The organism is Flavobacterium poyangense (assembly GCF_011751075.1).
GTDB lineage: Bacteria > Bacteroidota > Bacteroidia > Flavobacteriales > Flavobacteriaceae > Flavobacterium > Flavobacterium poyangense.
Genome location: NZ_JAALLN010000012.1, coordinates 44,001 through 67,025, shown reverse-complemented (window position 1 = coordinate 67,025; position 23,025 = coordinate 44,001). Strand labels below are relative to the sequence as shown.

21 protein-coding genes are annotated in these 23,025 nt (G+C 34.9%); 7 read left to right on the top strand and 14 right to left on the bottom strand.

Annotated features, from left to right (window positions below; genetic code table 11):
- Positions 1-49 precede the first annotated feature (49 nt).
- The 4 genes from G3A47_RS16905 (at position 50) to hemN (ending at position 3,019) form a co-directional block, all read left to right on the top strand.
- Positions 50-472 carry a DoxX family protein gene (locus G3A47_RS16905; protein ID WP_166924466.1) on the top strand — a complete coding sequence of 141 codons (423 nt, stop codon included), beginning with the start codon at positions 50-52 and terminating at the stop codon, positions 470-472.
- A 121-nt stretch (positions 473-593) separates the two neighbouring features.
- The gene (locus G3A47_RS16900; protein WP_166924464.1) at positions 594-941 is read left to right on the top strand and encodes a hypothetical protein; all 348 of its coding nucleotides are present in this window, start codon (positions 594-596) and stop codon (positions 939-941) included.
- Positions 942-1,049: 108 nt separating this feature from the next.
- Complete coding sequence (locus tag G3A47_RS16895) at positions 1,050-1,520, top strand: hypothetical protein (RefSeq protein ID WP_166924462.1); 471 nt, start codon at positions 1,050-1,052, stop codon at positions 1,518-1,520.
- 134 nt (positions 1,521-1,654) lie between these two features.
- Entirely contained in the window at positions 1,655-3,019 is a 1,365-nt protein-coding gene (gene hemN, locus G3A47_RS16890; protein WP_166924460.1) for an oxygen-independent coproporphyrinogen III oxidase, read from the top strand.
- A gap of 2 nt (positions 3,020-3,021) precedes the next feature.
- On the opposite strand, the gene G3A47_RS16885 is transcribed toward hemN, so the two are convergent.
- From G3A47_RS16885 to G3A47_RS16850, 8 genes are all read right to left on the bottom strand, one after another.
- Positions 3,022-3,723: a sulfite exporter TauE/SafE family protein gene (locus tag G3A47_RS16885; protein ID WP_166924458.1), complete on the bottom strand. Its 702-nt coding sequence runs from the start codon at positions 3,721-3,723 to the stop codon at positions 3,022-3,024.
- Positions 3,724-3,979: 256 nt separating this feature from the next.
- Positions 3,980-4,429 (bottom strand): FixH family protein, encoded by a 450-nt coding sequence (locus tag G3A47_RS16880; RefSeq protein WP_166924456.1) that lies wholly within the window; start codon positions 4,427-4,429, stop codon positions 3,980-3,982.
- A 12-nt stretch (positions 4,430-4,441) separates the two neighbouring features.
- Positions 4,442-5,860 (bottom strand): cytochrome c oxidase accessory protein CcoG, encoded by a 1,419-nt coding sequence (ccoG, locus tag G3A47_RS16875; protein ID WP_166924454.1) that lies wholly within the window; start codon positions 5,858-5,860, stop codon positions 4,442-4,444.
- A gap of 14 nt (positions 5,861-5,874) precedes the next feature.
- Complete coding sequence (locus G3A47_RS16870) at positions 5,875-6,810, bottom strand: cbb3-type cytochrome c oxidase N-terminal domain-containing protein (protein WP_166924452.1); 936 nt, start codon at positions 6,808-6,810, stop codon at positions 5,875-5,877.
- A gap of 1 nt (position 6,811) precedes the next feature.
- Positions 6,812-7,006, bottom strand: a complete 195-nt coding sequence (locus G3A47_RS16865) for a CcoQ/FixQ family Cbb3-type cytochrome c oxidase assembly chaperone (RefSeq protein WP_166924450.1) — start codon at positions 7,004-7,006, stop codon at positions 6,812-6,814.
- Between the two features lie 5 nt (positions 7,007-7,011).
- Positions 7,012-9,201, bottom strand: coding sequence for a cytochrome-c oxidase, cbb3-type subunit I (gene ccoN, locus G3A47_RS16860; protein ID WP_166924448.1), 2,190 nt, complete (start codon positions 9,199-9,201; stop codon positions 7,012-7,014).
- 2 nt (positions 9,202-9,203) lie between these two features.
- Positions 9,204-9,395: a cbb3-type cytochrome oxidase assembly protein CcoS gene (ccoS, locus tag G3A47_RS16855; protein ID WP_047776152.1), complete on the bottom strand. Its 192-nt coding sequence runs from the start codon at positions 9,393-9,395 to the stop codon at positions 9,204-9,206.
- Positions 9,396-9,512: 117 nt separating this feature from the next.
- Positions 9,513-11,900 (bottom strand): heavy metal translocating P-type ATPase, encoded by a 2,388-nt coding sequence (locus G3A47_RS16850; protein WP_166924446.1) that lies wholly within the window; start codon positions 11,898-11,900, stop codon positions 9,513-9,515.
- Positions 11,901-12,108: 208 nt separating this feature from the next.
- On the opposite strand from G3A47_RS16850, the gene G3A47_RS16845 reads away from it, so the two are divergent.
- Positions 12,109-12,789 (top strand): Crp/Fnr family transcriptional regulator, encoded by a 681-nt coding sequence (locus G3A47_RS16845; protein WP_166924444.1) that lies wholly within the window; start codon positions 12,109-12,111, stop codon positions 12,787-12,789.
- A gap of 248 nt (positions 12,790-13,037) precedes the next feature.
- Here the strand turns inward: G3A47_RS16845 and mazG are convergent, their stop codons facing one another.
- From mazG to def, 3 genes are all read right to left on the bottom strand, one after another.
- Positions 13,038-13,808 carry a nucleoside triphosphate pyrophosphohydrolase gene (mazG, locus tag G3A47_RS16840; RefSeq protein WP_166924443.1) on the bottom strand — a complete coding sequence of 257 codons (771 nt, stop codon included), beginning with the start codon at positions 13,806-13,808 and terminating at the stop codon, positions 13,038-13,040.
- A gap of 101 nt (positions 13,809-13,909) precedes the next feature.
- Complete coding sequence (locus G3A47_RS16835) at positions 13,910-14,395, bottom strand: DUF5606 family protein (RefSeq protein ID WP_166924441.1); 486 nt, start codon at positions 14,393-14,395, stop codon at positions 13,910-13,912.
- 64 nt (positions 14,396-14,459) lie between these two features.
- Positions 14,460-15,050, bottom strand: a complete 591-nt coding sequence (def, locus tag G3A47_RS16830; RefSeq protein WP_166924439.1) for a peptide deformylase — start codon at positions 15,048-15,050, stop codon at positions 14,460-14,462.
- Between the two features lie 198 nt (positions 15,051-15,248).
- On the opposite strand from def, the gene G3A47_RS16825 reads away from it, so the two are divergent.
- Positions 15,249-17,471 (top strand): FUSC family protein, encoded by a 2,223-nt coding sequence (locus tag G3A47_RS16825; RefSeq protein ID WP_166924437.1) that lies wholly within the window; start codon positions 15,249-15,251, stop codon positions 17,469-17,471.
- Positions 17,472-17,848: 377 nt separating this feature from the next.
- Here the strand turns inward: G3A47_RS16825 and G3A47_RS16820 are convergent, their stop codons facing one another.
- The 3 genes from G3A47_RS16820 to G3A47_RS16810 all read right to left on the bottom strand — a co-directional run bounded on the left by G3A47_RS16820 (position 17,849) and on the right by G3A47_RS16810 (position 20,636).
- Positions 17,849-19,345 carry a malate:quinone oxidoreductase gene (locus G3A47_RS16820; protein ID WP_166924435.1) on the bottom strand — a complete coding sequence of 499 codons (1,497 nt, stop codon included), beginning with the start codon at positions 19,343-19,345 and terminating at the stop codon, positions 17,849-17,851.
- Between the two features lie 111 nt (positions 19,346-19,456).
- Positions 19,457-19,873, bottom strand: a complete 417-nt coding sequence (ruvX, locus tag G3A47_RS16815) for a Holliday junction resolvase RuvX (RefSeq protein WP_166924433.1) — start codon at positions 19,871-19,873, stop codon at positions 19,457-19,459.
- Between the two features lie 136 nt (positions 19,874-20,009).
- The gene (locus G3A47_RS16810; RefSeq protein ID WP_166924431.1) at positions 20,010-20,636 is read right to left on the bottom strand and encodes a PAS domain-containing protein; all 627 of its coding nucleotides are present in this window, start codon (positions 20,634-20,636) and stop codon (positions 20,010-20,012) included.
- Between the two features lie 556 nt (positions 20,637-21,192).
- Here G3A47_RS16810 and G3A47_RS16805 point away from each other — a divergent pair.
- A complete protein-coding gene (locus G3A47_RS16805; protein WP_243860494.1) occupies positions 21,193-23,019 on the top strand; it encodes an LTA synthase family protein in 1,827 nt (608 codons plus the stop codon).
- Positions 23,020-23,025: the final 6 nt, after the last annotated feature.

The window sequence follows — 23,025 nt, the reverse complement described above, 5'->3', positions numbered from 1 at the left end:
ATGATTAAAAATTATTAACTTAGTATGTAATTTATAATCACGTAACATCATGGAAAATGTAAAAAGTTTGAATAAATGGGCTAATTCGCACACTTATTTGCCAGTAGATTTAGTACGTATTGTATTGGGTGTATTTTTATTTATGAAAGGAGTTTCATTTGTAACCAACATTCAATATCTGCATGATTTAATTTCTCCAATAGACCAATATGGCGGTGGAATGTTTCTCTTACATTATATTGCGCCTGCACATATGATTGGAGGAATCATGATTTTCTTTGGATTACTTACCCGTTGGGCAATTGCAGCACAATTACCCATACTATTTGGAGCCGTTCTCGTAAATTCCATGGGACATATGCATTCTGAAAACCTAATCGTAGCGATAGTGGTTTTATTGGTTTGTATTTTCTTCTTGTTCTATGGAGGTGGAAAACATTCAGCTGATTATTATTTCAAAATGCAAAAATAATATTGTTTTATCCTCAATCGTATTAACAAACTATTGAGGATAAAATAATAACATCCTTTTTTAGCGTTAATTAATTCTTTAAAATTTCTTTAATTGTGTTTAATGAATTAAATTCGCTGCTATGAACTGGATTCGTCGAACCCTTATTTTTGTTTCACTCTTGATTGTTAGTTTCTTTGCCTGCCAGGCGAATGAAATGGCTGTAGAAAAAACTGAAACAAAAAAAAGGGATACGACGTTCTCTATTGAATTATCCGATTCTTTAGCTTTCATACAACCTCAATCCAGTTATCATTTTGTTGCAAATGTCAAAACCAGCTATCCAAACCTAGCGAAATGGTTTGACGCTATAGTGATGACAATTCCCAGTCATCAGACAGTAAAATCTGCATCAAATTTTGCTAATCAACATTTAAATCAGAGTAAAAGAATATTACTTCTGCTCTATCCTTCCCATTATTTTTGGTAATTCGTTTTTGAAATTTCAGTCGGAAGAAATTCTTTCTTCCAAAGTCATTAAACAGTTTTCCTTGCGAAAACGGTTTACTATTTCATTCAATTAAACTTCAAAAACAAAATGGATACAACTGTAACTATTATGGGTATTGTGATTGCGATCATAGTAGCCATCCCTGTATATTTTTCTGCAAGAACAAATGCAGTAAACAAAGCAAAAATTTTAGACATCAAAAAAAGATTCAACCCAAATCATCCACAGGATTTTGATTTAACAGAATCACAAAGCAATAAAACACTTACTATTGATCAGAAAAACAAGAAATTCATTTTGATGAATTTCAATCAAAATCAACAGGAATCTACCTATGTAGATTTAAAAACGATTTCCTCCTGTAAATTGGTACCGACTTCTGAATCCGGTTCAGACACCATTCTAAAAATCGATTTCGAGTTTCAGGAAAAAGAAACCTCAAAAAAAATTACAATTCCATTCTATGATTTCGATGATGACCGTATCAAACAAATAAGCGCTTATCAAGATCATCAATTTGCAAAAAAATGGCTTAAGATAATTCAGGATTCTATTTAATTTAATGTTGGTTAATTATTTAATTCTGTAAAGAGACTCAATTGAGTCTCTTTTTTTTGTGTTGTTAGCATGATATTTATCATTTTATAGATTAGCCTCAATACCTAATTTTGATACATTCAAAATCCATTTTTATGAAAATTTCCCTAACACAGAAATACAATGTTCCCGGTCCAAGATATACAAGTTATCCAACTGTTCCGTACTGGAATGTGACCACTTTTACAGATCAAAAATGGATTGAATCATTCCAAAAAGCATTTTCAGAAAGCAACGCTCAGAACGGGATTAGTTTGTACATCCATCTTCCGTTTTGCGAAAGCATGTGTACCTTTTGCGGTTGCAACAAACGAATTACAAAAAATCATACTGTAGAAGAAACTTATATCAAAGCGGTGCTAAAAGAATGGAGTTTGTATTGTAAACTTTTCACAGAAAAACCGCTTATAAAAGAAATACATTTAGGAGGAGGTACACCCACTTTTTTTTCTGTAAACAATTTGGAGCATCTTATCAATGGGATTTTCTCCTTTGCCAATAAAGCGGAAAATTATGAATTTAGCTTTGAAGGGCATCCCAACAATACCACTTACGAACAACTCAAAAAATTATACGAATTAGGTTTTCGCCGGGTTAGTTTTGGCGTTCAGGATTATGCTGAAAAAGTTCAAAAAGCCATTCACCGAATTCAACCCTTCCATAACGTGGCAAAAGTATCGTTTTGGGCAAAAGAAATTGGCTATACCTCTATCAGCCACGATTTGATATTCGGACTGCCTTTTCAGAATATTGAAAACATAATTGATACCGTTGAAAAGACAAATTCTTTAAAACCGGATCGATTGGCTTTTTACAGCTACGCTCACGTGCCCTGGATAAAAGGAAATGGCCAGCGTGGTTTTAATGACGAAAACCTGCCAAAAGACGCCGAAAAACGAAAACTGTATGAAATTGGAAAACAATTACTTTCTCAAAATGGCTATCATGAAATTGGTATGGATCATTTTGCCTTAACAACAGATAGTTTATATAAAGCTTCACAAAACAATATGCTACACCGAAATTTTATGGGTTACAGTGCCTCTAAAACACAACTTATGATCGGATTGGGTGTTTCTTCTATTAGCGACAGTTGGTACAGTTTTGCTCAAAACACTAAGAATCTCGAAGATTATTACCAACTATTAGAATGGGATAAATTGCCTGTTGTAAAAGGTCACGTGCTTACCGACGAGGACCTGATCATTAGAAAACACATTTTAAATCTTAGCTGTGGATTTGAAACTTCCTGGAACGATAGCGCTCTTTATTTTAATGAGCTTCCCGCTGTTTTAGTTGATTTGAAAGAAATGGAAAATGATAACTTAATCGTGATTGAAGCGCATAAAATAAAAATTACCGAAGCCGGAAGACCATTTGTCCGTAACGTTTGTATGGCTTTCGATTTACATTTAAAAAGAAAATCACCGGAAACAAACTTGTTTTCGATGACCGTTTAAGTTTAATGACAATTGGGAGTCTGCTGTACAAATAAACTCATATTTGAGGGTGACAGGTATGGAATTCCAAGCCCTAGCCCTCTTAATATAAACAAAACCCCAATAAGTACCGCTACATACGGAATCGCTTTCTGAATTCTATTTCTAAATGTTACCGTAATTATCGAATTGAAATACACTACAATGGTCATTAATGGCACAGTTCCCAAACCAAATAAAAGCATATACAAAACGCCAAAACCGGCACTTTGCATAGCTATTGCGCCAAATAATGCGACATACACCATTCCGCATGGGAGAAATCCATTTAATAAGCCGATTATAAAAAGTGATTTGTAACTCTTGCTTTTAAAATGACTCCCTAAACTAGATTTTATTTTTGAAATGATTTTGTAAACGGGTTTTGAGAAGTTGTATTTTGAAACTGTTTTTTCAGGAATCAAAACAATCAATATCATTGCCACACCAATAAAAATGGACATTTTTTGCTGCAATCCTGCCAGAAAAAAAACACGCCCCAACAGTCCGAAAATTAGTCCTATTGCTGCGTAAGCCGTTAATCGCCCTAAATGATAAGTAATAATCTGAGTTATCTTTTTGGCTTCATTCTTACGATCCACAGGCAACATCATCGCAATTGGACCGCACATTCCTACACAGTGAAAACTACTGATAAGCCCGAATATAAAAGCGGAGTATAACATTTTTGTTTTTTTTAGGGTTTTGAGTTCTGGGTTGTGGGTTGTGAGTTGTGAGTTGCGTGAAAAGTGAGTTTAAATATTTCAAAGTTTGTCAATCTTAACGAGAGGGGGCTTCGACTACGCTCAGCCTGACAGAAGAGGTTTAACCGAAGCGGTAAGCTATCAATTAGAAATCAAATTAAGGTCACAGTTCGCATCACACATTTCACATTTCACATTTCGCATTTCGCATAACTCACAACCCACAACCCACAACAATTTAATTCACATAAATCACTTCTTTCGACAAGTATTTTGTTCCCTCATATTGCCATTCCATCTTGACATCCCAGCGTCCTTTGATTAATTTTTTCTGCGGAATCAATAGTGAATTATCGGTTAATGTTATTTGGGTATCAAAATCAAACTTCTTGTTTGATGGTCGGTACAACACTATATTTCCTTTTATTTTTTTGCTTTCAAATGTGTTCGGAAAAGCTATTCTTAAACCTTCAGTTGTATAAATCATAGCAGGTTTGTTCTTTAGATCATGTGCATTTTGAACTCTTGCCATTTCGTCCTGAAAATGCGAATCGTGTTTGTAATATTCCTCGACAACCAGGTCGTTATCGTATTTACTATTCGATTGTACTTCAAAAACAAAATATAAAATAAAGGTCATAAATAATCCGAACGCGATTACTATTCCTGTTCCCCAGTTAATTTTCATAGCAGTATTATTTTAATTAAAACTTCGTGGTCCTAAAAAATTTGTCGTGGATGTTTCCAACAACTGATTTCCGTTATAAATTCCGATTTTGATTTTGGTTTTGTCACTTTCTAACAAAACCTTATCTATTTCTATAAAAAGAGTTCCTTGCGAGATTCCTTCTTTCACTACTTTAAAATGTTGGTTTCCGACGTTTTTAATCTCTCCTTTTTGGTCTATCAGCACAAAATGGATATCCGGATAATCCTTCATTGTTTTGTTGACAATCTTGTAGGTGTACACATTGCTTATCTTATCACCTTTGTGTTGAAAAAGCTGTCCCGGCAGTCGTAAAATAATTGCCTGAACATCTGTTCTTAAAAACAGCATTCCAACAAAAACACTCAACAGTATAAGCAAAACGGCTGTATATCCTTTCATTCTGGTTGTAAATTGAAATGGTGCTTTTTTCTCAATTTCATCTTCAGAAGCATAGCGAATAAGACCTTTTGGCAAACCTACCGTTTCCATTATCGTATCACATTCATCAATACAGGCTGTGCAATTGGTACATTCCAGTTGGGTTCCGTTTCTGATATCAATTCCCATTGGGCAAACATGTACGCATTGATGACAATCGATACAATCACCTTTTCCGGTTGTAGCTCTGTCCTCTTTTTTGTTAAATTTTGCTCTGCCGACTTCTTTTTCGCCACGAACAAAATCGTATGTCACATTTATTGATTTATTATCTAAAAGCACTCCTTGCAAACGACCATAAGGGCAGGCGATTATGCAAACCTGTTCGCGAAACCACACAAAAACAAAATAAAACACGGCTGTAAAAATAAGCAACGCAATAAAGTTACTTGCTTGTTCAACAGGTCCTTGTTCAATCATCAGAAACAGAGCATCACTACCCACTAAATAAGCCAGAAAAACATTCGCAATACCAAAAGAGATTAGAAAAAAGGCACTCCATTTTAAAACTCTTTTTCGAATTTTTTCCGCATTCCATTCTTGTTTGGACAATCGCAACTGAGCACCGCGGTCTCCATCAATCCAATATTCAATTCTGCGGAAAACCATTTCGAGAAATATGGTTTGTGGACAAATCCAACCGCAAAAAATTCTTCCGAAGACTACGGTAAACAGAATAATAAAAACGATCCCTACCAGCATGGATATCACAAAAAGATAAAAATCCTGAGGCCAAAATGGGAATCCGAAAATATTAAACCGACGTTCTAAAATATTGAACATCATAAACTGATTTCCGTTTACTTTTATAAATGGGTTCGCAATTAAAATCGCCAATAAGACATAGCTAACCCATTTCCTGTAATCGTAAAACTTACCGGACGGTTTTTTCGGAAAAATAAACTTCCTTTTACCACCTTCATCAATAGTTCCAATGGTATCTCTAAATGCTTCGTCCGGTAAATTTGACATGGTATTTTTTTTTATTATTTAACTTGCGTACTATCTGTTGCTTTAGCAGCTGCTGCATCTTTACTGGGAGCAGCTTCATCAACCCAAATTTCGCCTTCAGACTCTTTCGGATCTTTTGGATTTGTTCCTTGTAAAGACAAAATATAACTGGCAACTTTTTGAATTTCTTTGGGTTTTAGAGTTCCTTTCCAGGCAATCATCCCTTTTCCATCACGTCCTCCATTGTTTATGGTGTGAAATAAATTCTTAATTCCACCACCAAGTATCCAACGATCATCCGTCAGGTTTGGTCCGATTTGTCCACCGCCATCTGCACGGTGACATGCAGCACAATTTGTTGCAAAAATTTCTTTTCCGGCTTCTAAACTTGGTGCGTCCGTTAATAAAACGACTATTTTTTCATCCATTAAATCCGGAGCGGTCTTTAGATATTCTTCTACGTCGATTTTTGCCTGAGCCATTTCTATTTTTAGCTCTGCTTCCTGATCGGTACCGCCAAACAATTCGTAATGAACTACATATACTACTCCAAAAATGATACAGATATAGAATAAATAGACCCACCATGGCGGCAAATTATTGTCAAGCTCTTTGATTCCGTCGTAATCATGATCCATCAATAAATCACCTTCCTTTTCTATTGGCTGCGTCTTGGTCAGTTTTTGCATTAACTCTTTATACCAATTGCTTTCTGTTAGAGGAAGACTTTGTTGATACTCGAGCTTTGCCTTTTCTTCAGGAGACATTAATTGATACATGACCCTGTTTACAGCACTTAGTGTAATTTCTATTGCAATTAAAACGAATAGAAAAACAAACAGAAAAACGGCAACCATAGGATATTTTACAAAAGCCGGCCGATCACCTGAATCAATAAAATACTCCATTAAACCAAAAACGATAAAGAAAATCGCGGGCACTCTTACATATACAGGGAAAAACTTTTTCATTTTATTTATCATTTGAGATTACACAAAGTCCTTCGTCTAAAGGAATTTCACTCATTTCTCTAATTTTATCTTTTTTATAAGAGAATACCCAAAAGGCTAAACCCACAAAGAAGAAAAAGAATATCAGGAGGGAAAGTATCGGGTAAATTTCTATACCCGCAATGGTTTCCATATTGTGTTTAATTTGTTCGAACATAATGCTTAGTTTTTAGCCGTTTCTTTTACTTTAATATCTGTACCAAGTCTTTGTATATAAGCAATCAGTGCTACAATTTCTCTTTCATTCATTGGGACAAATTTTTCGCCTTTAGCAGCTGCTTTCTTCTTACTTTCCTCATAACTTTTTACAAAATCAGGATCGCTTTCTAAATTTTTCTCTATCACTAATGCCTGAGCTCGCAATGTCTTTTGGGCATTTGCCACATCGGCATCGGTATAAGGAACTCCCAGCGAAACCATTGCTTTCATTTTCTTTTCTATCAAAGAAGTGTCCATCGGTTTGTTATCAAACAACCATTTATAACCCGGCATAATTGATCCTGCTGAGGTACTTTGAGGATTCCAAAAGTGATTAAAATGCCAGTTGTCGTTGTATTTCCCTCCTACTCTTAACAAATCAGGACCTGTACGTTTTGAGCCCCAAAGGAATGGATGATCATAAACAAACTCACCGGCTTTAGCTTGTGGCCCGTAACGTTCTACTTCACTTCTAAACGGACGAACAGATTGAGAGTGACAACCCACACAACCTTCACGAATGTATAAATCACGTCCTTCAAGTTCCAGTGGACTGTAAGGTTTAACACTGCTAATTGTAGGGATATTAGATTTCACCATAATGGTTGGCACAATTTGAATAATACCTCCAATTAAGATAGCGATTGTCGCTAAAATGGTTAATTGGATTGGTTTTCTTTCTAACCAGGAATGGAACTTTTCTCCTCTAACCCTATTGCTGATGATTACTTGTAAAGCGGGAGCCTGAGCCAATTCGTCTTCTACCGGCTGACCGGCTCTCACTGTCATTATGATATTATAAACCAATATCAGCATACCAATCAGATACAATGTACCTCCAATAGCTCTCATCCAGTACATTGGCATAATTTGCGTAACGGTTTCAAGGAAATTTCCATAGGTTAAGGTACCGTCCGGATTAAATTGTTTCCACATTGAAGCCTGAAGAAAACCGGCAACATACATGGGCACGGTGTACAGGATAATTCCTAAAGTGCCAATCCAGAAATGAAAGTTTGCTAATTTTTTGGAGAACAAATCACTTTTTGTCATTCTTGGAATTAACCAATAAATAATACCAAATGACATAAATCCATTCCAGGCTAAAGCTCCAACGTGTACGTGGGCAATAATCCAGTCTGTATAATGCGCAATAGCATTTACATTTTTGAATGATAACATCGGTCCTTCAAAAGTTGCCATACCATATCCTGTAATGGCCACTACGAAAAATTTTAAAACCGGTTCTTCACGAACTTTATCCCATGCTCCTCTTAAAGTTAAAAGTCCGTTGATCATACCTCCCCAAGATGGGGCAATAAGCATTACCGAAAATGCAACTCCTAAATTCTGAGCCCAGTTTGGCAACGCAGAATACAACAAGTGATGTGGTCCGGCCCAAATATAGATAAAGATTAAAGACCAGAAATGTATGATAGACAAACGATACGAGTAAACAGGTCTGTTGGCTACTTTTGGAACGAAATAGTACATTAATCCTAAAAATGGTGTTGTAAGGAAAAATGCAACAGCATTATGCCCGTACCACCACTGTACTAAAGCATCCTGAACGCCTGCGTAAACAGAATAACTTTTTAATGCTGAAACCGGGATTTCGATATTGTTGAAAATATGCAATACGGCAACTGTAACAAATGTGGCCAGATAAAACCAAATTGCTACATAGAGATGACGTTCTCTACGACGCAACATAGTACCAATCATGTTAATTCCCATTACTACCCAAATAAGTGCAATGGCAATATCAATAGGCCATTCAAGCTCTGCATATTCTTTTGAAGAAGTATATCCTAAAGGCAAAGTGATGGCGGCGGCTACGATAATAAGCTGCCAGCCCCAGAAATGAAGATTACTCAAAAAATCGCTAAACATTCTGGCTTTTAGCAATCGTTGCAGCGAATAATACATCCCTGCAAAAAAGGCGTTACCAACAAAGGCAAAAATAACCGCATTGGTGTGCAAAGGTCTTAATCTTCCATAACTCAGCCAGGACACCCCGTCGGTTATATTGGGAAAGAGGTACATAACCGCCAGGGTCAGTCCCACTAACATCCCTACTACTCCAAAAAGGATCGTAGCGTAAATGAACTTCTTTACAATTTTGTTGTCGTAATAAAACTGTTCCATTTCCATAATTATACTTGTTTTTCTTCTGTATTTGATTTATTCTTTTTGGGGGTAATATTCGTTTCATCGTCAAAAAGCATTCTGACCGAGGGGGTATAATCATCATCGTACTGTCCGGATTTGACAGCAACGATAAAAGCAATAAAGAATCCGATTGCTACGAAAATACTGACTGTAATTAGTAGATAAATGACACTCATACTCTAAATTTTATGTAAACAAAATTATTGCGTAAGCCGCGCATAAAAAATGATATTTATCATGATCAGGGAGAAATGTTAAATTCGCAAAAAGGAAACCTTAGCAGCCATTCACACTCATTTCAAATCGCTATTGCTGAAATAATTAGACATAAAAGTCACAAAACTTACAATTGTAATTGTGCTTAAAGGCATAATAATGGCAGCCACTAAAGGAAGAAGATTACCCGTAACAGCAAATGATAAACCAACAATATTATAGAGTAAGGACAGAGCAAAACTCATCTTTATAATAACTATTGATTTTTGTGAAAGTTTTAAAAAGTAATCCAGGCGAGAGAATTCCGTTGCATCTAAAATAGCATCACAGGCGGGCGAGAAAACATTTACATTCTCGGAGATTGAAATTCCGATATTACTTTGCACCAAAGCTCCCGCATCATTCAAACCATCTCCAACCATCATAACATTCTGTCCTTTTTCCTGGAGCTGTTTGATGAATTCTAATTTTTGCTCGGGTTTTTGATTAAAAACCAATTCCGTATTTTCCGGAAGTATCGCTTCTAAATTTGCTCTTTCGCCATCATTATCACCGGAAAGCACTTTAATTTGATACTTTTTGCTTAGCGATAAAAATAGTTTTTCCAGCCCCTCACGATATTGATTCTGAAACGTAAATCTGCCGTAATAAGCGCCGTCAATTTCAATATGTAACGAAGTTTTTTCTGTTTCTGACACTCCTGAAAACGGCGCTTCCAGAAATTCAGCAGAGCCAATCCTCACAGTTTTATTAGCAACTGAAGCCTGAATTCCTTTTCCGGTTATTTCACGAAAATCATCGATTTTTATTTTCTCCTTTTCAGGTAAAAAATCATACAACATTCTGCTTAGCGGGTGATTGGATCCGCGAAGTACATTTTTTATAACTGCCTTATTTTCTTCCGAAATTACGGTTCCGTCATACTTAATATTGGCCTTTTTACTGGTTGTTATTGTACCTGTTTTATCAAAAACTATCGTATCTACTTTTGCCAGTTGTTCGATTACCAGGGCATTTTTAAGATAAAATTTTTGCTTCCCTAAAATCCTCAGGATATTCCCAAAAGTAAAAGGAGCTGTTAATGCCAGGGCACAAGGACAGGCTACAATAAGTACCGCAGTAAAAGCATTAAAAGCCGTAGTGGCATCAATAAATATCCAATATCCGAAACCTGCAAAAGCGATTAATAATAACAGCGGCGTGAAATAACGACTTATAGTATCTGTAATCGTTTTATGTTGCTGCTGTACTTTTTTCTGAAAAATCTCATTGCTCCATAATTGCGTCAGATAACTTTGTGAGACCGAATGCAAAACTTCCATTTCGATTACTTTACCAATTTGTTTTCCTCCTGCAAAAACTTTATCTCCAGATTTTTTAGTAATCGGAACGGCTTCACCGGTCACAAAACTGTAATCAATCTCCGCTTTTTCACTAATTAAAATACCATCAACAGCTATCAACTCCTGATTTCTAATGATTAATCTATCTCCTTCTACTATGTCATAGACCGGAACACTCTCTTCTGACTTCCCTGAATTAATTCGGGTAACCGCAATGGGAAAATAGGATTTAAAGTCTCTTTCAAAACTCAGGAAGCTATAGGTTTTAATTTGAAACATTTTCCCCAGCAGCATAAAGAAAACAAGGCCGGTTAAACTATCAAAAAAACCGGGACCATAATCCATTACGATATCAAAAGTACTTCGGATAAACATTACAATAATCCCCAAAGCAATCGGAATGTCAATATTCAACATTCCGGCTTTTATGCTCTTGTAAGCCGAAACATAATAACCACTTGCCGAATATAAAAAACTGGGAAGCGATAAAATCAAAATCAAGGCCCTGAAGAAAGGTTTGTAATTGTCCAGCCAAAACTCTTTTATTTCAAAATATTCAGGAAATGACAGTAACATAATATTTCCAAAACAGAAAAAGGCAACTCCTAACTTGTAAGTCAGACTTCTGTCTACATTATTTTTCCCTGTTTCGTAATTTTCTAAACTTATATAAGGTTCATATCCTATTGAGCTCAACATATACACAATAGTTTTGAGCGTGACAAGATCAGAATTAAAGGTTATCCTAACTTTTTTATCCGGAAAATTTACTTGTGAATTACTGATTCCGGATTGTATTCTGTTGAGGTTTTCCAGAATCCAAATACAGGAACTGCAATGAATATGCGGAATATTTAAAGATACAATCGCCGTGTTTCCTTCCTGAAATTCCAGCAACTTAGACAATAGGGTTTCATGATCTAAAAAATCATACTTACCGTGAATATCTTGCGGTGTAGCACCGGGTGCCTTTTCGAAATCATAATAAGAGGTTAAATCATGAAGGCTAAAAATTTCATAAACTGTTTTACAGCCTTTACAACAAAACTTTTTTTCATCAAAATTGATCTCTTCGCTTTTAGAAATGGTTAACCCACAATGAAAACAACCCTGCTCGCTCATAATTTATTCTTTTTAACTTATGCAAAGTTTATAAATCATAAAAGACTTTTAATATGATAATTATCATCCGGAAGTAACATACAATTACAATTCAAAATTTAGAGAAATAAAAAAATTAAAGACCGTATTATCTTTTTCCTTTTATTTTCCGGAATAATTGCGGTTTTGAATGCGAATAATCGCTAATTTTGCAATAAATTTTTTTGCTATGAACAAATGTGACCAATGCATCGTAAGGCAGCTTACTTCTTTAAAAGCACTGAGCAAAGAGGAGGTTATTAAATTGGCTAATAGTAAAACAACTTTAAGTATAAAAAGAGGCGATGCTATTTTTGAAGAAGGTGATATTACAAATGGTGTTTTTTGTGTAAAAGACGGTATCGGAAAACTTTCTAAGTTAAGTGCTAACGGTAAAGATCAGATTGTAAAGCTTGTTAAATCGGGCGAGCTACTGGGGCAACGCTCTATGATTAGTAACGAACCCGCAAATTTAACCGCAAAAGCGGTTGCTGACATGGAAGTTTGTTTTATTCCAAAAACAGAAATCATAAACTTTTTTAATAATAACAATCAGTTCTCTATGAACCTGATGCAGTCGGTGTGTGAAGATTTAAAAGAATCTGAAAACGACAAAATTGCATTGGCACAAAAGACCGTAAAACAAAGGCTCGCCGAAACTTTATTGTATCTGCATGCTACTTTTGGTGAAGATACCGACCACACCTTAAAAGTACAACTTACCCGTGAAGAACTGGCCGGAATGATTGGTACTGCAACAGAAAGCTGTATTCGTTTATTATCCGATTTTAATAAGCTTGGACTTATCGAATTAGTTGGTAAAAAGATTGTACTTAAAAATACAACTGCTTTAAAGCGATTAGCGGAATAATTTATTTCGATAAATGTTGGTAACATACAATATGTAACTACTAGTGCGACTCCTCCTTCGTCGGAGTGACGGTTCACCGGTAAATTCAGAAATAAGAGCCAGAATCCTAAATCATCTTTTACTTTTTCTTATTCTGAATGTGCCGAAAAGAATCCATCAAATAAAACATGTACTCTTTCAGACCATCATGTCACATCTCACATTTTACATTATACATTTTACATTTCACAACTAGCCCCTTGAACGAATTACTGCTTTTTAGCTTCATTCCAAAACACATCCATTTCTGCTAAGGTCATATCCATTAAGGGTTTTCCCAGTTCGCTTGCTTTGCTTTCTAAATATTGAAAACGCTTAATGAATTTTTTATTGGTGCGTTCTAAGGCGTCTTCGGGGTTAACATTTAGAAATCGGGCATAATTAATCATTGAGAATAAAACATCCCCAAATTCGGCTTCTATTTTATCCTGATCGCCTGCTTTTACTTCTGCTTGCAACTCTTCTAACTCCTCCTGTACTTTATCCCAAACCTGATGTGGCTCTTCCCAGTCAAAACCTACTCCTTTTACTTTATCCTGGATTCTGCTTGCTTTTACCAAGGCCGGTAAACTTCTCGGAACGCCTTCCAGAACCGATTTTTTACCTTCTTTAAGTTTTAGCTTTTCCCAATTTTGTTTTACTTCTTCCTCGTCTTTTACAACTGTATCGCTATAAATATGAGGATGACGATGAATTAGCTTATCACAAATTTCATTGCACACATCAGCCATATCAAAATCATTGGTCTCGCTTCCTATTTTAGCATAAAAAACAATGTGCAACAGCAGATCTCCAAGCTCTTTTTTAACTTCATTCAAATCATTATCCAAAATGGCATCACCTAATTCATAGGTTTCTTCAATAGTAAGATGACGCAGCGTTTGCAAAGTCTGTTTTTTATCCCACGGACATTGCTCACGAAGTTCATCCATAATAACTAATAATCTCTCGAAAGCCTGAAGTTGAAGTTCTTTGCTCATTTTTTGATGTTTTTTTTATTGTATAACCTAGTGATGTAAAAGTAAAAAATCCTGTCAAGAAAACATCTTAACAGGATTATTATATTTGAATGTAAAATTTACTATTCTTCTTTTTTAGCTTTTGCTTTTTTGGGAGCTGCAGCTTTTTTTGGTTTTTCCTCAGCAACAGGAGCTTCTTCTTTAGTTTCAGTTGGAGCCGGAGCTAAATCTGTTACTAAACCTTTTCCCTGAAGTGTATTGTACCAGTTTAATACTTTTTTAATATCAGACGGGTAAACTCTTTCTTCATCATAATCCGGCAACACTTCTTTAAAATAAGCCGTTAAAGTTGCATTATCTTCTTTGTGAGAAATCGCCTGACCTTTGTTTTCTTTAACTGCAATGCGTTGCATTACTTCTGTCAACGGTTTTTCACCTTCTTGTGTATAAATTGAAATTTCAGACAATAAACTTACATTACTTTTTAAGCTTACAGTGATTTTTTTTCCATCGATTAATGATTCAGCTACAAATCCTGTACGAGTCTGTACTTTTAAAGCATATAAACCTGGTTTACCAGAAACGGCTAATATTTTTTCTAAATTCATGTTTATTATAATTTGTATTAAGAATTTCGTTTGTTTTTTATGGTCTATTTTATATCAAAAATAATTATCTGCCTTTTTTGGCGGCAGCAAATTTCATTTTATACTCCTGAAAAGTCTTGCCTTCTGTAATATTTTTCAATTTCTTCTGAATCAAACGTTTTTTCAAAGAAGATATTTTATCCGTAAAAAGAACTCCTTCAATATGATCGTATTCGTGTTGAATTACTCTGGCGATCAAACCGTCAAAAACTTCTGTTTTTACAACAAAATCTTCTTCACAATACTCTATTGTTACGGTTGGTTTTCTGTAAACGTCTTCACGAACATCAGGAATACTCAGACAGCCTTCATTAAAACTCCACTCCTCACCTTCTTCTTTAATAATTTTGGCATTGATAAAAGTTCTTTTGAAACCCTTCATTTTATTTTGCTCCTCTGATGATAAATCTTCATCATCACTAAAAGGACTCGTATCAATTACAAACAAACGAATTGCCATTCCAACCTGTGGCGCAGCAAGCCCAACACCATAAGCGTTGTACATGGTTTCATACATGTTTGCTAATATCTCTTTTAAGTTTGGATAGTCCGGCGTAATTGCCTCACCCACTTTTCTTAAAACTGGATCACCGTATCCTACAATTGGTAAAATCATTTGTATTAATTTATGTATTATCTACTGAAAACACTGAATTTTATTCTTCTAATTCAGCTGGCAAAAATAGTAAAAAATAGTCAATGAATAATTTTAAACAAGATATTAATCTCAATTTTGCATGCTTATCGAAAACTCAGCTATAATTGTGCCAAAATAATTCGTACAATTCTTACCTTTGCCGGTAAACCATTATCTATGTTTAATCGTATCTCAAAATTCACCAATAGCACCTCTTTTCTGAATGCTTCTAAAGTAACTATTGCTTCTGTTGTTCCGGTCTTGGTTTTGAATTTTCTGGGGCATTTTGAAATTGGTTTTACTATTGCCTTAGGTGCCTTTTATACCTATCCCAGTGATATTCCGAGTACTTTAGCTCATAAGATAAAAGGTCTTATTGTTGCTTCCCTGATCGTTTCGGGTGTGAACCTACTGGTAAATCTTGCCTATCCTTACCCAGTATTATTTTATCCGTTCTTAGGGGCGTTGCTTTTTTTATGCTGCATGATTTCTGTTTATGGACAACGCGCTACATTGGTTTCGTTTTCTGCATTACTTTCTATTTCTTTATCATTTGGACATTTGCATGAAGGTTGGGATGCTTTTGAATATTCGGGTTTTATTTTTATTGGTGGTATTTTATATCTCATTGTCTCACTTGTATTTCATTTTGTACAACCGTATAAGTTTGTTGAACTGGAAATTGCTGAGGGCATAAAACTAACCGCTAAGTATTTAAAACTAAGAGGTGATTTATGGAGTCCGGAAGCCAATCGTGAGAAAATCACTCAAAAACAACTAGCCGTTCAGGTTGAGTTAAATCAGATCAATGAAGACCTTAGAAAAGTATTAATCGGGAATCAAAGCACTTCGGCTGCCAACAGTCAGAACCGTAAAATGTTACTTGTTTTTATAACGCTTGTTGAAATTCAGGAATTGGCCTTATACACTTCTTTTGATCATGATAAACTTCACGAAAAGTTTGACAAACATCCGGATGTTTTAAGAACGTACCAAAATGTCGCTTATAAATTGGCTTCGACTTTAAAAAAACTATCCAAAAATGTGCATCATATTGCGGCTTATGTAGACAAGAATGATTTGAAGAACGAACTGGATGCCCTGGAATTTGCCATTTTTGATTATGAAAAAAGCTTAGGAAGAGACGAAGCCAGCGAAGGTGTACTGATGTTGACCAATATGCTGAAATATGCTAAAAATCAGGTTGGAAAAATCAAAATTATACAGCGTGCTTTTTCGCTTGCGATGCAATCTTATAAATTGAAAGACAAAGACAAGGAGCTCGAAAAATTCCTAACCCCTCAGTATTATCCGCTCCGCACCCTTATTGAAAATATGAGTTTTTCTTCTTCTATTTTCAGGCATTCGCTGCGGTTAACGATCACAATTCTAATAGGTCTTGTGGTTGGAAATTTTCTTCCTTTTCAGAATGTGTACTGGATTTTACTAACCATTGTGGTCATTATGCGCCCGGGTTACGGATTGACAAAAGAACGTTCCTATAATCGAATTTTCGGAACTGTACTAGGCGGATTACTGGCATTCGGGATTGTATCCTTTATTCAGAATCATGTCGCATTAAGTATTTTCTCAATTGTCTGCATGTTACTTGGAATCTCTTTTACACAGATTAATTATAAAATTAGTGCGACTTTCGTAACCATGTACGTGGTTTTTATTTACGGAATTCTAACCCCTAATGTTGTAGAAGTAATTCAATTCAGAATATTAGATTCGCTTGCCGGAGCTATTTTAGCTTTTATAGCAAATCAGTTTTTATGGCCAGCCTGGGAGTTTATCAATACTCCTATACATATTGAAAATTCGATTCGGGCCAATCGAAATTATCTGAAAGAAATTGCTGATTTTTACAATAAAAAAGGAGAAATCCCGACCTCTTACCGACTGGCAAGAAAACATGCTTTTGTTGAAATTGGTAATTTAACAACTTCTTTTCAGCGCATGATGCAGGAACCTAAATCAAAGCAAAAAACGCTCCCATTGGTTAATAAACTGGTGGTTTTGAACCATTCTTTGCTTTCGGCTCTGGCTTCCTTATCGACTTATATTCAATCTCACCAGACGACATCAGCATCAGAGTCTTTTAACTATATTATTAAAACAATATTGTTAAACTTAGAGCATTCGATCTCGGTTCTGAAAAATGAGACTATTATAACCGACACCTTTTTTGACAAAGAAGATGTGACCTTGCAATTTGAAGAGCTTAAACGTATTAATTTTACACGTCTGGCGGCTGATGACGAGTTGGATAAAGAAACCCGTCAGGCTAAAATGCAGGAAGCACAGATGGTTATCGAGCAATTGATCTGGATGAGCAATCTGGCAGAAAAAATACTAAAAATTACGAAAGAGCTAAAAGCAACAAATCCGGATTAATTCATCCGGATTTGTTTTTTTATATATGGTGTGTTTTATTTTTAAACACATAGAAACATAGTTTTTGAAAACGGGTAAAGGCGTTTCACTTAATTTTAATCCTCATAGTTTGGCTTTGTAGTACAAAAAAGATTAATAACCATGATGTCACCCTGAGCGAAGTCGAAGGCTTATAGAACTGAAAGGGGCTTCGACTCCGCTCAGCCTGACAGTTGTAGTCAAAGTAAAGTTAGACTGTTTTTTTTGCGTTCTTACTTCTAAATTTACCAAAACACTCCTTCTTACAATAAAAATATACTATCAAAGGCTGAGTATAATTTACACAAATCATACCCAACTTTTTACATTTTACATTTCACACAATTACGTGTCCAAATCTAATTTTTTAACTGTAAAACTTCAGAAGTAAATTTTCTCATTTCTTCTAAAAGCTCGGGTGTTTCATTCAGGCTTTTACCGTAGGAAGGAATCATGATTTTCATTTTCTCTTCCCATTCAGGAGTTTTAATTTGATCTGTAAAACATCTGCTAATTAAATCCACCATAATAGAAACGGCTGTAGAAGCTCCTGGTGAAGCTCCCAATAAAACTGCCAAAGTTCCATCGTGTGTATTGATTACTTCTGTTCCAAATTCTAAAACACCACCACCATTTTCATCTTTTTTAATCACCTGAACACGTTGCCCGGCTCTTTCCAGTTTCCAGTCTTTAGATCGTGCGGTTGGCAAATACTCACGAAGTGCTTTCATTCTGTCTTTTGGTGACTGACGTACTTGCTCGATTAAATATTTGGTTAATGGAATATTATGAAATCCGGCAGATAACATCGGAATTAAGTTGTTTGCTTTTATAGACAACGGCAGGTCCAGATAAGATCCGTTTTTCAGGAATCGTGTAGAGAATCCGGCGAAAGGACCAAAAAGAAGTGCTTTCTCGCCATCAATTACACGTGTATCGATATGAGGAACCGACATTGGAGGTGCTCCAACGCTCGCTTTTCCGTATACTTTTGCCTGGTGTTTTGCAATCACTTCGGGATTGGTACATTTTAGCCATTGACCGCTTACCGGAAAACCTCCGTACCCGTTTCCTTCAGGTACATTTGCTTTCTCTAATAAAGGCAATGAACCTCCACCTGCTCCAATAAAAACAAATTTAGTGTAGGATTTTCGTTTTTGTCCCGTAGCTAAATCGGTAATTTTAATTCTCCATGATTTATCTTCACGCTGTCTCATCTTTTTAACCTCATGATTAAAATGCAAAGACACCCCATCTAATTTTTCCAGATAATTAAACATACTTCTGGTCAATGCACCAAAGTTTACATCTGTACCGATTGGCATAAAGGTAGCGGCTAATTTTTCATTATTTTCTCTGCCTTCCATTACAAGTGGCATCCATTGTTTCAATTGCTCAAAATCGGTACTAAACGTCATTTGAGAAAAAATAGGATTGCTTTGTAAAGCTTCAAAACGTGTTTTAAGATAGTCAACGTTTTTATCTCCCCATACAAAACTCATATGCGGAACGCTTTTTATAAAATTGTCAGGAGAGGGAACTTTATTTTGTTGCACTAAGTAAGCCCAAAACTGACGGGAAACCTCAAAGGATTCTGCTATACTTATTGCTTTTTTAGGATCAATACTTCCGTCTGCCTTTTCCGGAGTGTAGTTTAATTCACAAAAGGCAGAGTGACCGGTTCCTGCATTATTCCAAGCATCGGAGCTTTCGGCTGCAGCAACATCTAATCTTTCGTATATCTCAATTTTAATATCAGGTTGTAACTCTTTCAAAATTACTCCAAGAGTGGCACTCATAATTCCAGCTCCAATGAGAACTACTTCACTATTTGAACGTATTGTTTCGTCAGGCATAACAGTATTATTTTAAAATGCAAAGGTACTTTTTATAATTGCAAAAAAAAACTAATTTCATATGATAAAAGTTAGGAAATTTCAAACCGAAAATTACGTAGTGCTTTCGCCTTAAAATCGTTTGGATGAAAGATAATCCTGTAGCATGATTGTAGCCGAAATTTCATCAATCAATCCTTTATTCTGGCGTTGTTTTTTACTTAATCCACTATCTATCATGGTCTGAAATGCCATTTTTGAAGTAAAGCGTTCGTCTACGCGAACTACTTTCATATCGGGAAAGAGGTTTGAAAAGTGCGTTACAAATCCTTTAATTATCGAAGCACTTTCAGACGGAAGTCCGTTCATTTGTTTGGGCTCCCCTATCAGGACTGCTTCTACTTTTTCTTTGGCAAAATATTCCTTCAAAAAGTCTATTAAAGTGCTGGTCGGAATCGTTGTTAAACCGGAAGCGATAATCTGCATTTCGTCTGTAACCGCAATTCCGGTACGTTTCTGTCCGTAGTCTATAGAGAGAATTCTAGGCATTTTCAGTAATTTTTATCAAAGATAGAAAGGAAAATTCACAAACCCGAAAAAAAAGAATTCTTTCATTTATAAAAAAAGCCCGTCTTGATTGCTCAAAACGGACCCTATCCAACATTAAAACTTAAAAAAAATGCGATTATCTACCAAATAAACGACTAAAAAAACCTCTCTCGTCTTCTTCCTCCTCTTCTTGTTGTTCATATTGAAAAGACTTTGATTGTGTCTTTTCATGGTCTAAAATTAACTCTTTGATATACTCTACATACGACCTCTTTTTTTCTTCTAAAAATCCGATAAGGTATTTTTCGCTAAACTCCACTCCGCTGGCATTTTCTATTTGCAACAACTTTTTATACAATGGCTCAATATGCAAGGCAATAACTTCCTGAGGAACGGCTTGTCTTCTTCCAAAATAATTTACGATAACACCATTTTCATCTTTGGCAATTTCAAAATCTGTAATTACCCAATAGTATCTTCCGGATTTAGCCAGATTTTTTACAACAGCATGAAAATTTTTACCTGCTTTTAGATTTTCCCACAACACTTTAAAAATTACTTTAGGCATATCGGGGTGCCTGACAATATTGTGCGGTTGTCCCATAAGTTCATAATCTTCATAACCGCAAACATCAATAAAAATTTCATTTGCATATTCTATTATACCAAATGCATTGGTTTTACTCATAATAACCTGGGTTTTATCCCACGAGACTTCTTTATCTATAATAGTTCGGTTTTGAAGCTGATTTTCGCTATTCATATCTTAGTAGATTAATTTATTTTTAGATTGGCACTGATAATTCCCACTGTATATTTTCGGAATTATCATACAAAACTAACGAGAAGTAAAAACACAAAATCTGATTTTTATCATGTTTTAGCAGCAAAAAACGTTTACAGACTATTGCTGTGATTATTATTTTACTGCTAAATAAATAATAATAAGCAGCAAAACTCCCCATTTATCCACAGAATAGAATTACAAAAAAACTACAAAGCAGCACTTTACCAATTCAGGGGACTACAAATGACACTTTTAAGAATTTAGCAAACAACCAAGTCCAGAAGAATCGCACTAAAAATTTCATACTGCAAGAGTTCTGTTATACTAATTATATACACTTTCAACTTTTTTTACCGCTGCAAAAAATTTGATAAAATCATATATTCTACGAATATGATACAAATACATACGGATATCATTTTAACTCCTCCATACAGCATTAATTAAAATACTTTAGACTTGTTTTTAATGTAAAATAACTACAAAAGAAATGAGCAATTACCAACAAAGCATTATTTTACTTTTAAAGAAAATGCTACTACTTTTAATAATATACCAACTTACCAGAGCGCTCTTTTTTTACTTTAATAATGACCTGTTCACAAAATTTACCTTTCAGACCTTTTTGGGAGGACTACGTTTTGATCTTTCAGCCATCGTATACTTAAACAGTCTCTTTATAATTGGTCTTTTAATCCCGGGCAACTTTAAATACAATAGAGTCTATCAAACTATTCTAAAAATCACATTTTATACAGTAAACCTGACTTTTATTGCCACAAACTTTATTGATATTGTCTACTACAGATTTACGGGAAGAAGAAGCTCCTTTACCATGATTACTGCAAAAGGAATGGAAAATGAAACATTAGGACTAATCCCTTCTTTTTTAAAACAGTTCTGGTACATTGCTCTTCTCTTTCTCGTTCTTAGCCTTTTATTTTGGAAATTAATACCCCAATTAAAAAAGAATATAACTGCTGAACATCAAAACAACAAAGTCTACTTTAAACAATCCATTTATTTTATTATTTCGCTGCTCACAATTGTAATTATAGGAAGAGGAGGACTTCAAAAGAAACCAATTGGGATTGTAGACGCCATTAAATATGGTGCTCTAGATATTACTACCGGTTTAGTTCTGAACACACCTTTTACAATTATCACCACTCTTTTTAAAAAAGATGATATTGACAAAACCAATTACTTTTGCGCAAAAAAATTAGCATCAATTTACAACCCGAAAATTTCATTAAAACCCAACCAACCAACTACAAAGAAAAATGTGATTATTTTAATTTTGGAAAGTTTTGGCAATGAAAATATAGGTCGAGGGCAAACACCTTTTTTAGATTCACTCCTTACAAAATCATATTATTTTAAAAATGGATTTGCGAATGGAAGGCTTTCGATAGATGCGGTTCCTTCTATATTTTCCAGCTTACCAAGTTTAATGAATAATTCCTTCCTATCCTCCAGCTATTCATTAAACAAAACAACCAGTCTGGCAAAAATTCTTAAAAAACAAGGATATAAAACCTCTTTTTTTCATGGAGCCTTTAATGGTAGCCAAAACTTTGATCGGTATACACAAGCAGCAGGTTTCGACCAATACTTTGGTAAAGACCAGTACGTGGGAGAAAATGCTTTTGACGGAAAATGGGGAGTTTTTGATGAAGAGTTTTTGCAATTTTTCGCTCATAAATTAAACACCTTTAAAAAGCCATTTTTTAGTTCATTATTTACAATCTCTTCTCATAATCCTTATACTATTCCTGAAAAATATCAAGGAAAATTTCCAAAAGGAACTACTCAGATACAAGAAAGCATAGCGTATACCGATTATTCACTACGAAAATTTTTTAATACTGTAAAAAAGGAAGCATGGTATAAAAATACACTATTTGTTATTTCATCTGATCATACTTCAGGCGGAGATAGAGATATAGATAAAACAAATATTGGGAAGTACAGAATTCCGATCTTATTTTTTGATCCCTCAAACCCTGAATTAATAAGTGTTAATGAGAAAAATTTTCAACAAATTGATATCATGCCCAGCGTCTTAGATTATTTAAATATTGAAACTGACATGATTTGCTTTGGAAAAAGTTACAAATCAAAAGACAATTTTGTAGTCAACTATCTTGAAGGAACTTATCACTTTATTCAAGACGATTATTATCTGGCATTTACCAATAACCAGTCAATTGGCTTATACAACTGGAAGAAAGATGTTTTATTAAAAAAAAATTTAATGAACATAGACAAGTCCAGAACTAAAAAAGCCGAAAAATTCTTAAAAGCCTATATTCAGTCGTTTAACGAAAGAGTCATTGCTAATAAATTGGCAATTTAAATCTAC

What these genes read in the sequence shown, in the direction of transcription:
- ccoN (WP_166924448.1), bottom strand. Translation starts at nt 9,201, where the DNA reads ATGGAAATGGAACAGTTTTATTACGACAACAAAATTGTAAAGAAGTTC.
- G3A47_RS16835 (WP_166924441.1), bottom strand. Translation starts at nt 14,395, where the DNA reads ATGAATTTAGAAAAAATATTAGCCGTTTCTGGTAAACCAGGTTTATAT.
- G3A47_RS16850 (WP_166924446.1), bottom strand. Translation starts at nt 11,900, where the DNA reads ATGAGCGAGCAGGGTTGTTTTCATTGTGGGTTAACCATTTCTAAAAGC.
- G3A47_RS16880 (WP_166924456.1), bottom strand. Translation starts at nt 4,429, where the DNA reads ATGAAAATTAACTGGGGAACAGGAATAGTAATCGCGTTCGGATTATTT.
- G3A47_RS16810 (WP_166924431.1), bottom strand. Translation starts at nt 20,636, where the DNA reads ATGAATAGCGAAAATCAGCTTCAAAACCGAACTATTATAGATAAAGAA.
- G3A47_RS16885 (WP_166924458.1), bottom strand. Translation starts at nt 3,723, where the DNA reads ATGTTATACTCCGCTTTTATATTCGGGCTTATCAGTAGTTTTCACTGT.
- G3A47_RS16805 (WP_243860494.1), top strand. Translation starts at nt 21,193, where the DNA reads ATGCTACTACTTTTAATAATATACCAACTTACCAGAGCGCTCTTTTTT.
- G3A47_RS16820 (WP_166924435.1), bottom strand. Translation starts at nt 19,345, where the DNA reads ATGCCTGACGAAACAATACGTTCAAATAGTGAAGTAGTTCTCATTGGA.
- def (WP_166924439.1), bottom strand. Translation starts at nt 15,050, where the DNA reads ATGATTTTACCAATTGTAGGATACGGTGATCCAGTTTTAAGAAAAGTG.
- ccoG (WP_166924454.1), bottom strand. Translation starts at nt 5,860, where the DNA reads ATGTCAAATTTACCGGACGAAGCATTTAGAGATACCATTGGAACTATT.
- G3A47_RS16905 (WP_166924466.1), top strand. Translation starts at nt 50, where the DNA reads ATGGAAAATGTAAAAAGTTTGAATAAATGGGCTAATTCGCACACTTAT.
- G3A47_RS16825 (WP_166924437.1), top strand. Translation starts at nt 15,249, where the DNA reads ATGTTTAATCGTATCTCAAAATTCACCAATAGCACCTCTTTTCTGAAT.
- hemN (WP_166924460.1), top strand. Translation starts at nt 1,655, where the DNA reads ATGAAAATTTCCCTAACACAGAAATACAATGTTCCCGGTCCAAGATAT.
- ruvX (WP_166924433.1), bottom strand. Translation starts at nt 19,873, where the DNA reads ATGCCTAGAATTCTCTCTATAGACTACGGACAGAAACGTACCGGAATT.
- G3A47_RS16900 (WP_166924464.1), top strand. Translation starts at nt 594, where the DNA reads ATGAACTGGATTCGTCGAACCCTTATTTTTGTTTCACTCTTGATTGTT.
- G3A47_RS16865 (WP_166924450.1), bottom strand. Translation starts at nt 7,006, where the DNA reads ATGTTCGAACAAATTAAACACAATATGGAAACCATTGCGGGTATAGAA.
- G3A47_RS16845 (WP_166924444.1), top strand. Translation starts at nt 12,109, where the DNA reads ATGAACAAATGTGACCAATGCATCGTAAGGCAGCTTACTTCTTTAAAA.
- G3A47_RS16895 (WP_166924462.1), top strand. Translation starts at nt 1,050, where the DNA reads ATGGATACAACTGTAACTATTATGGGTATTGTGATTGCGATCATAGTA.
- mazG (WP_166924443.1), bottom strand. Translation starts at nt 13,808, where the DNA reads ATGAGCAAAGAACTTCAACTTCAGGCTTTCGAGAGATTATTAGTTATT.
- G3A47_RS16870 (WP_166924452.1), bottom strand. Translation starts at nt 6,810, where the DNA reads ATGAAAAAGTTTTTCCCTGTATATGTAAGAGTGCCCGCGATTTTCTTT.
- ccoS (WP_047776152.1), bottom strand. Translation starts at nt 9,395, where the DNA reads ATGAGTGTCATTTATCTACTAATTACAGTCAGTATTTTCGTAGCAATC.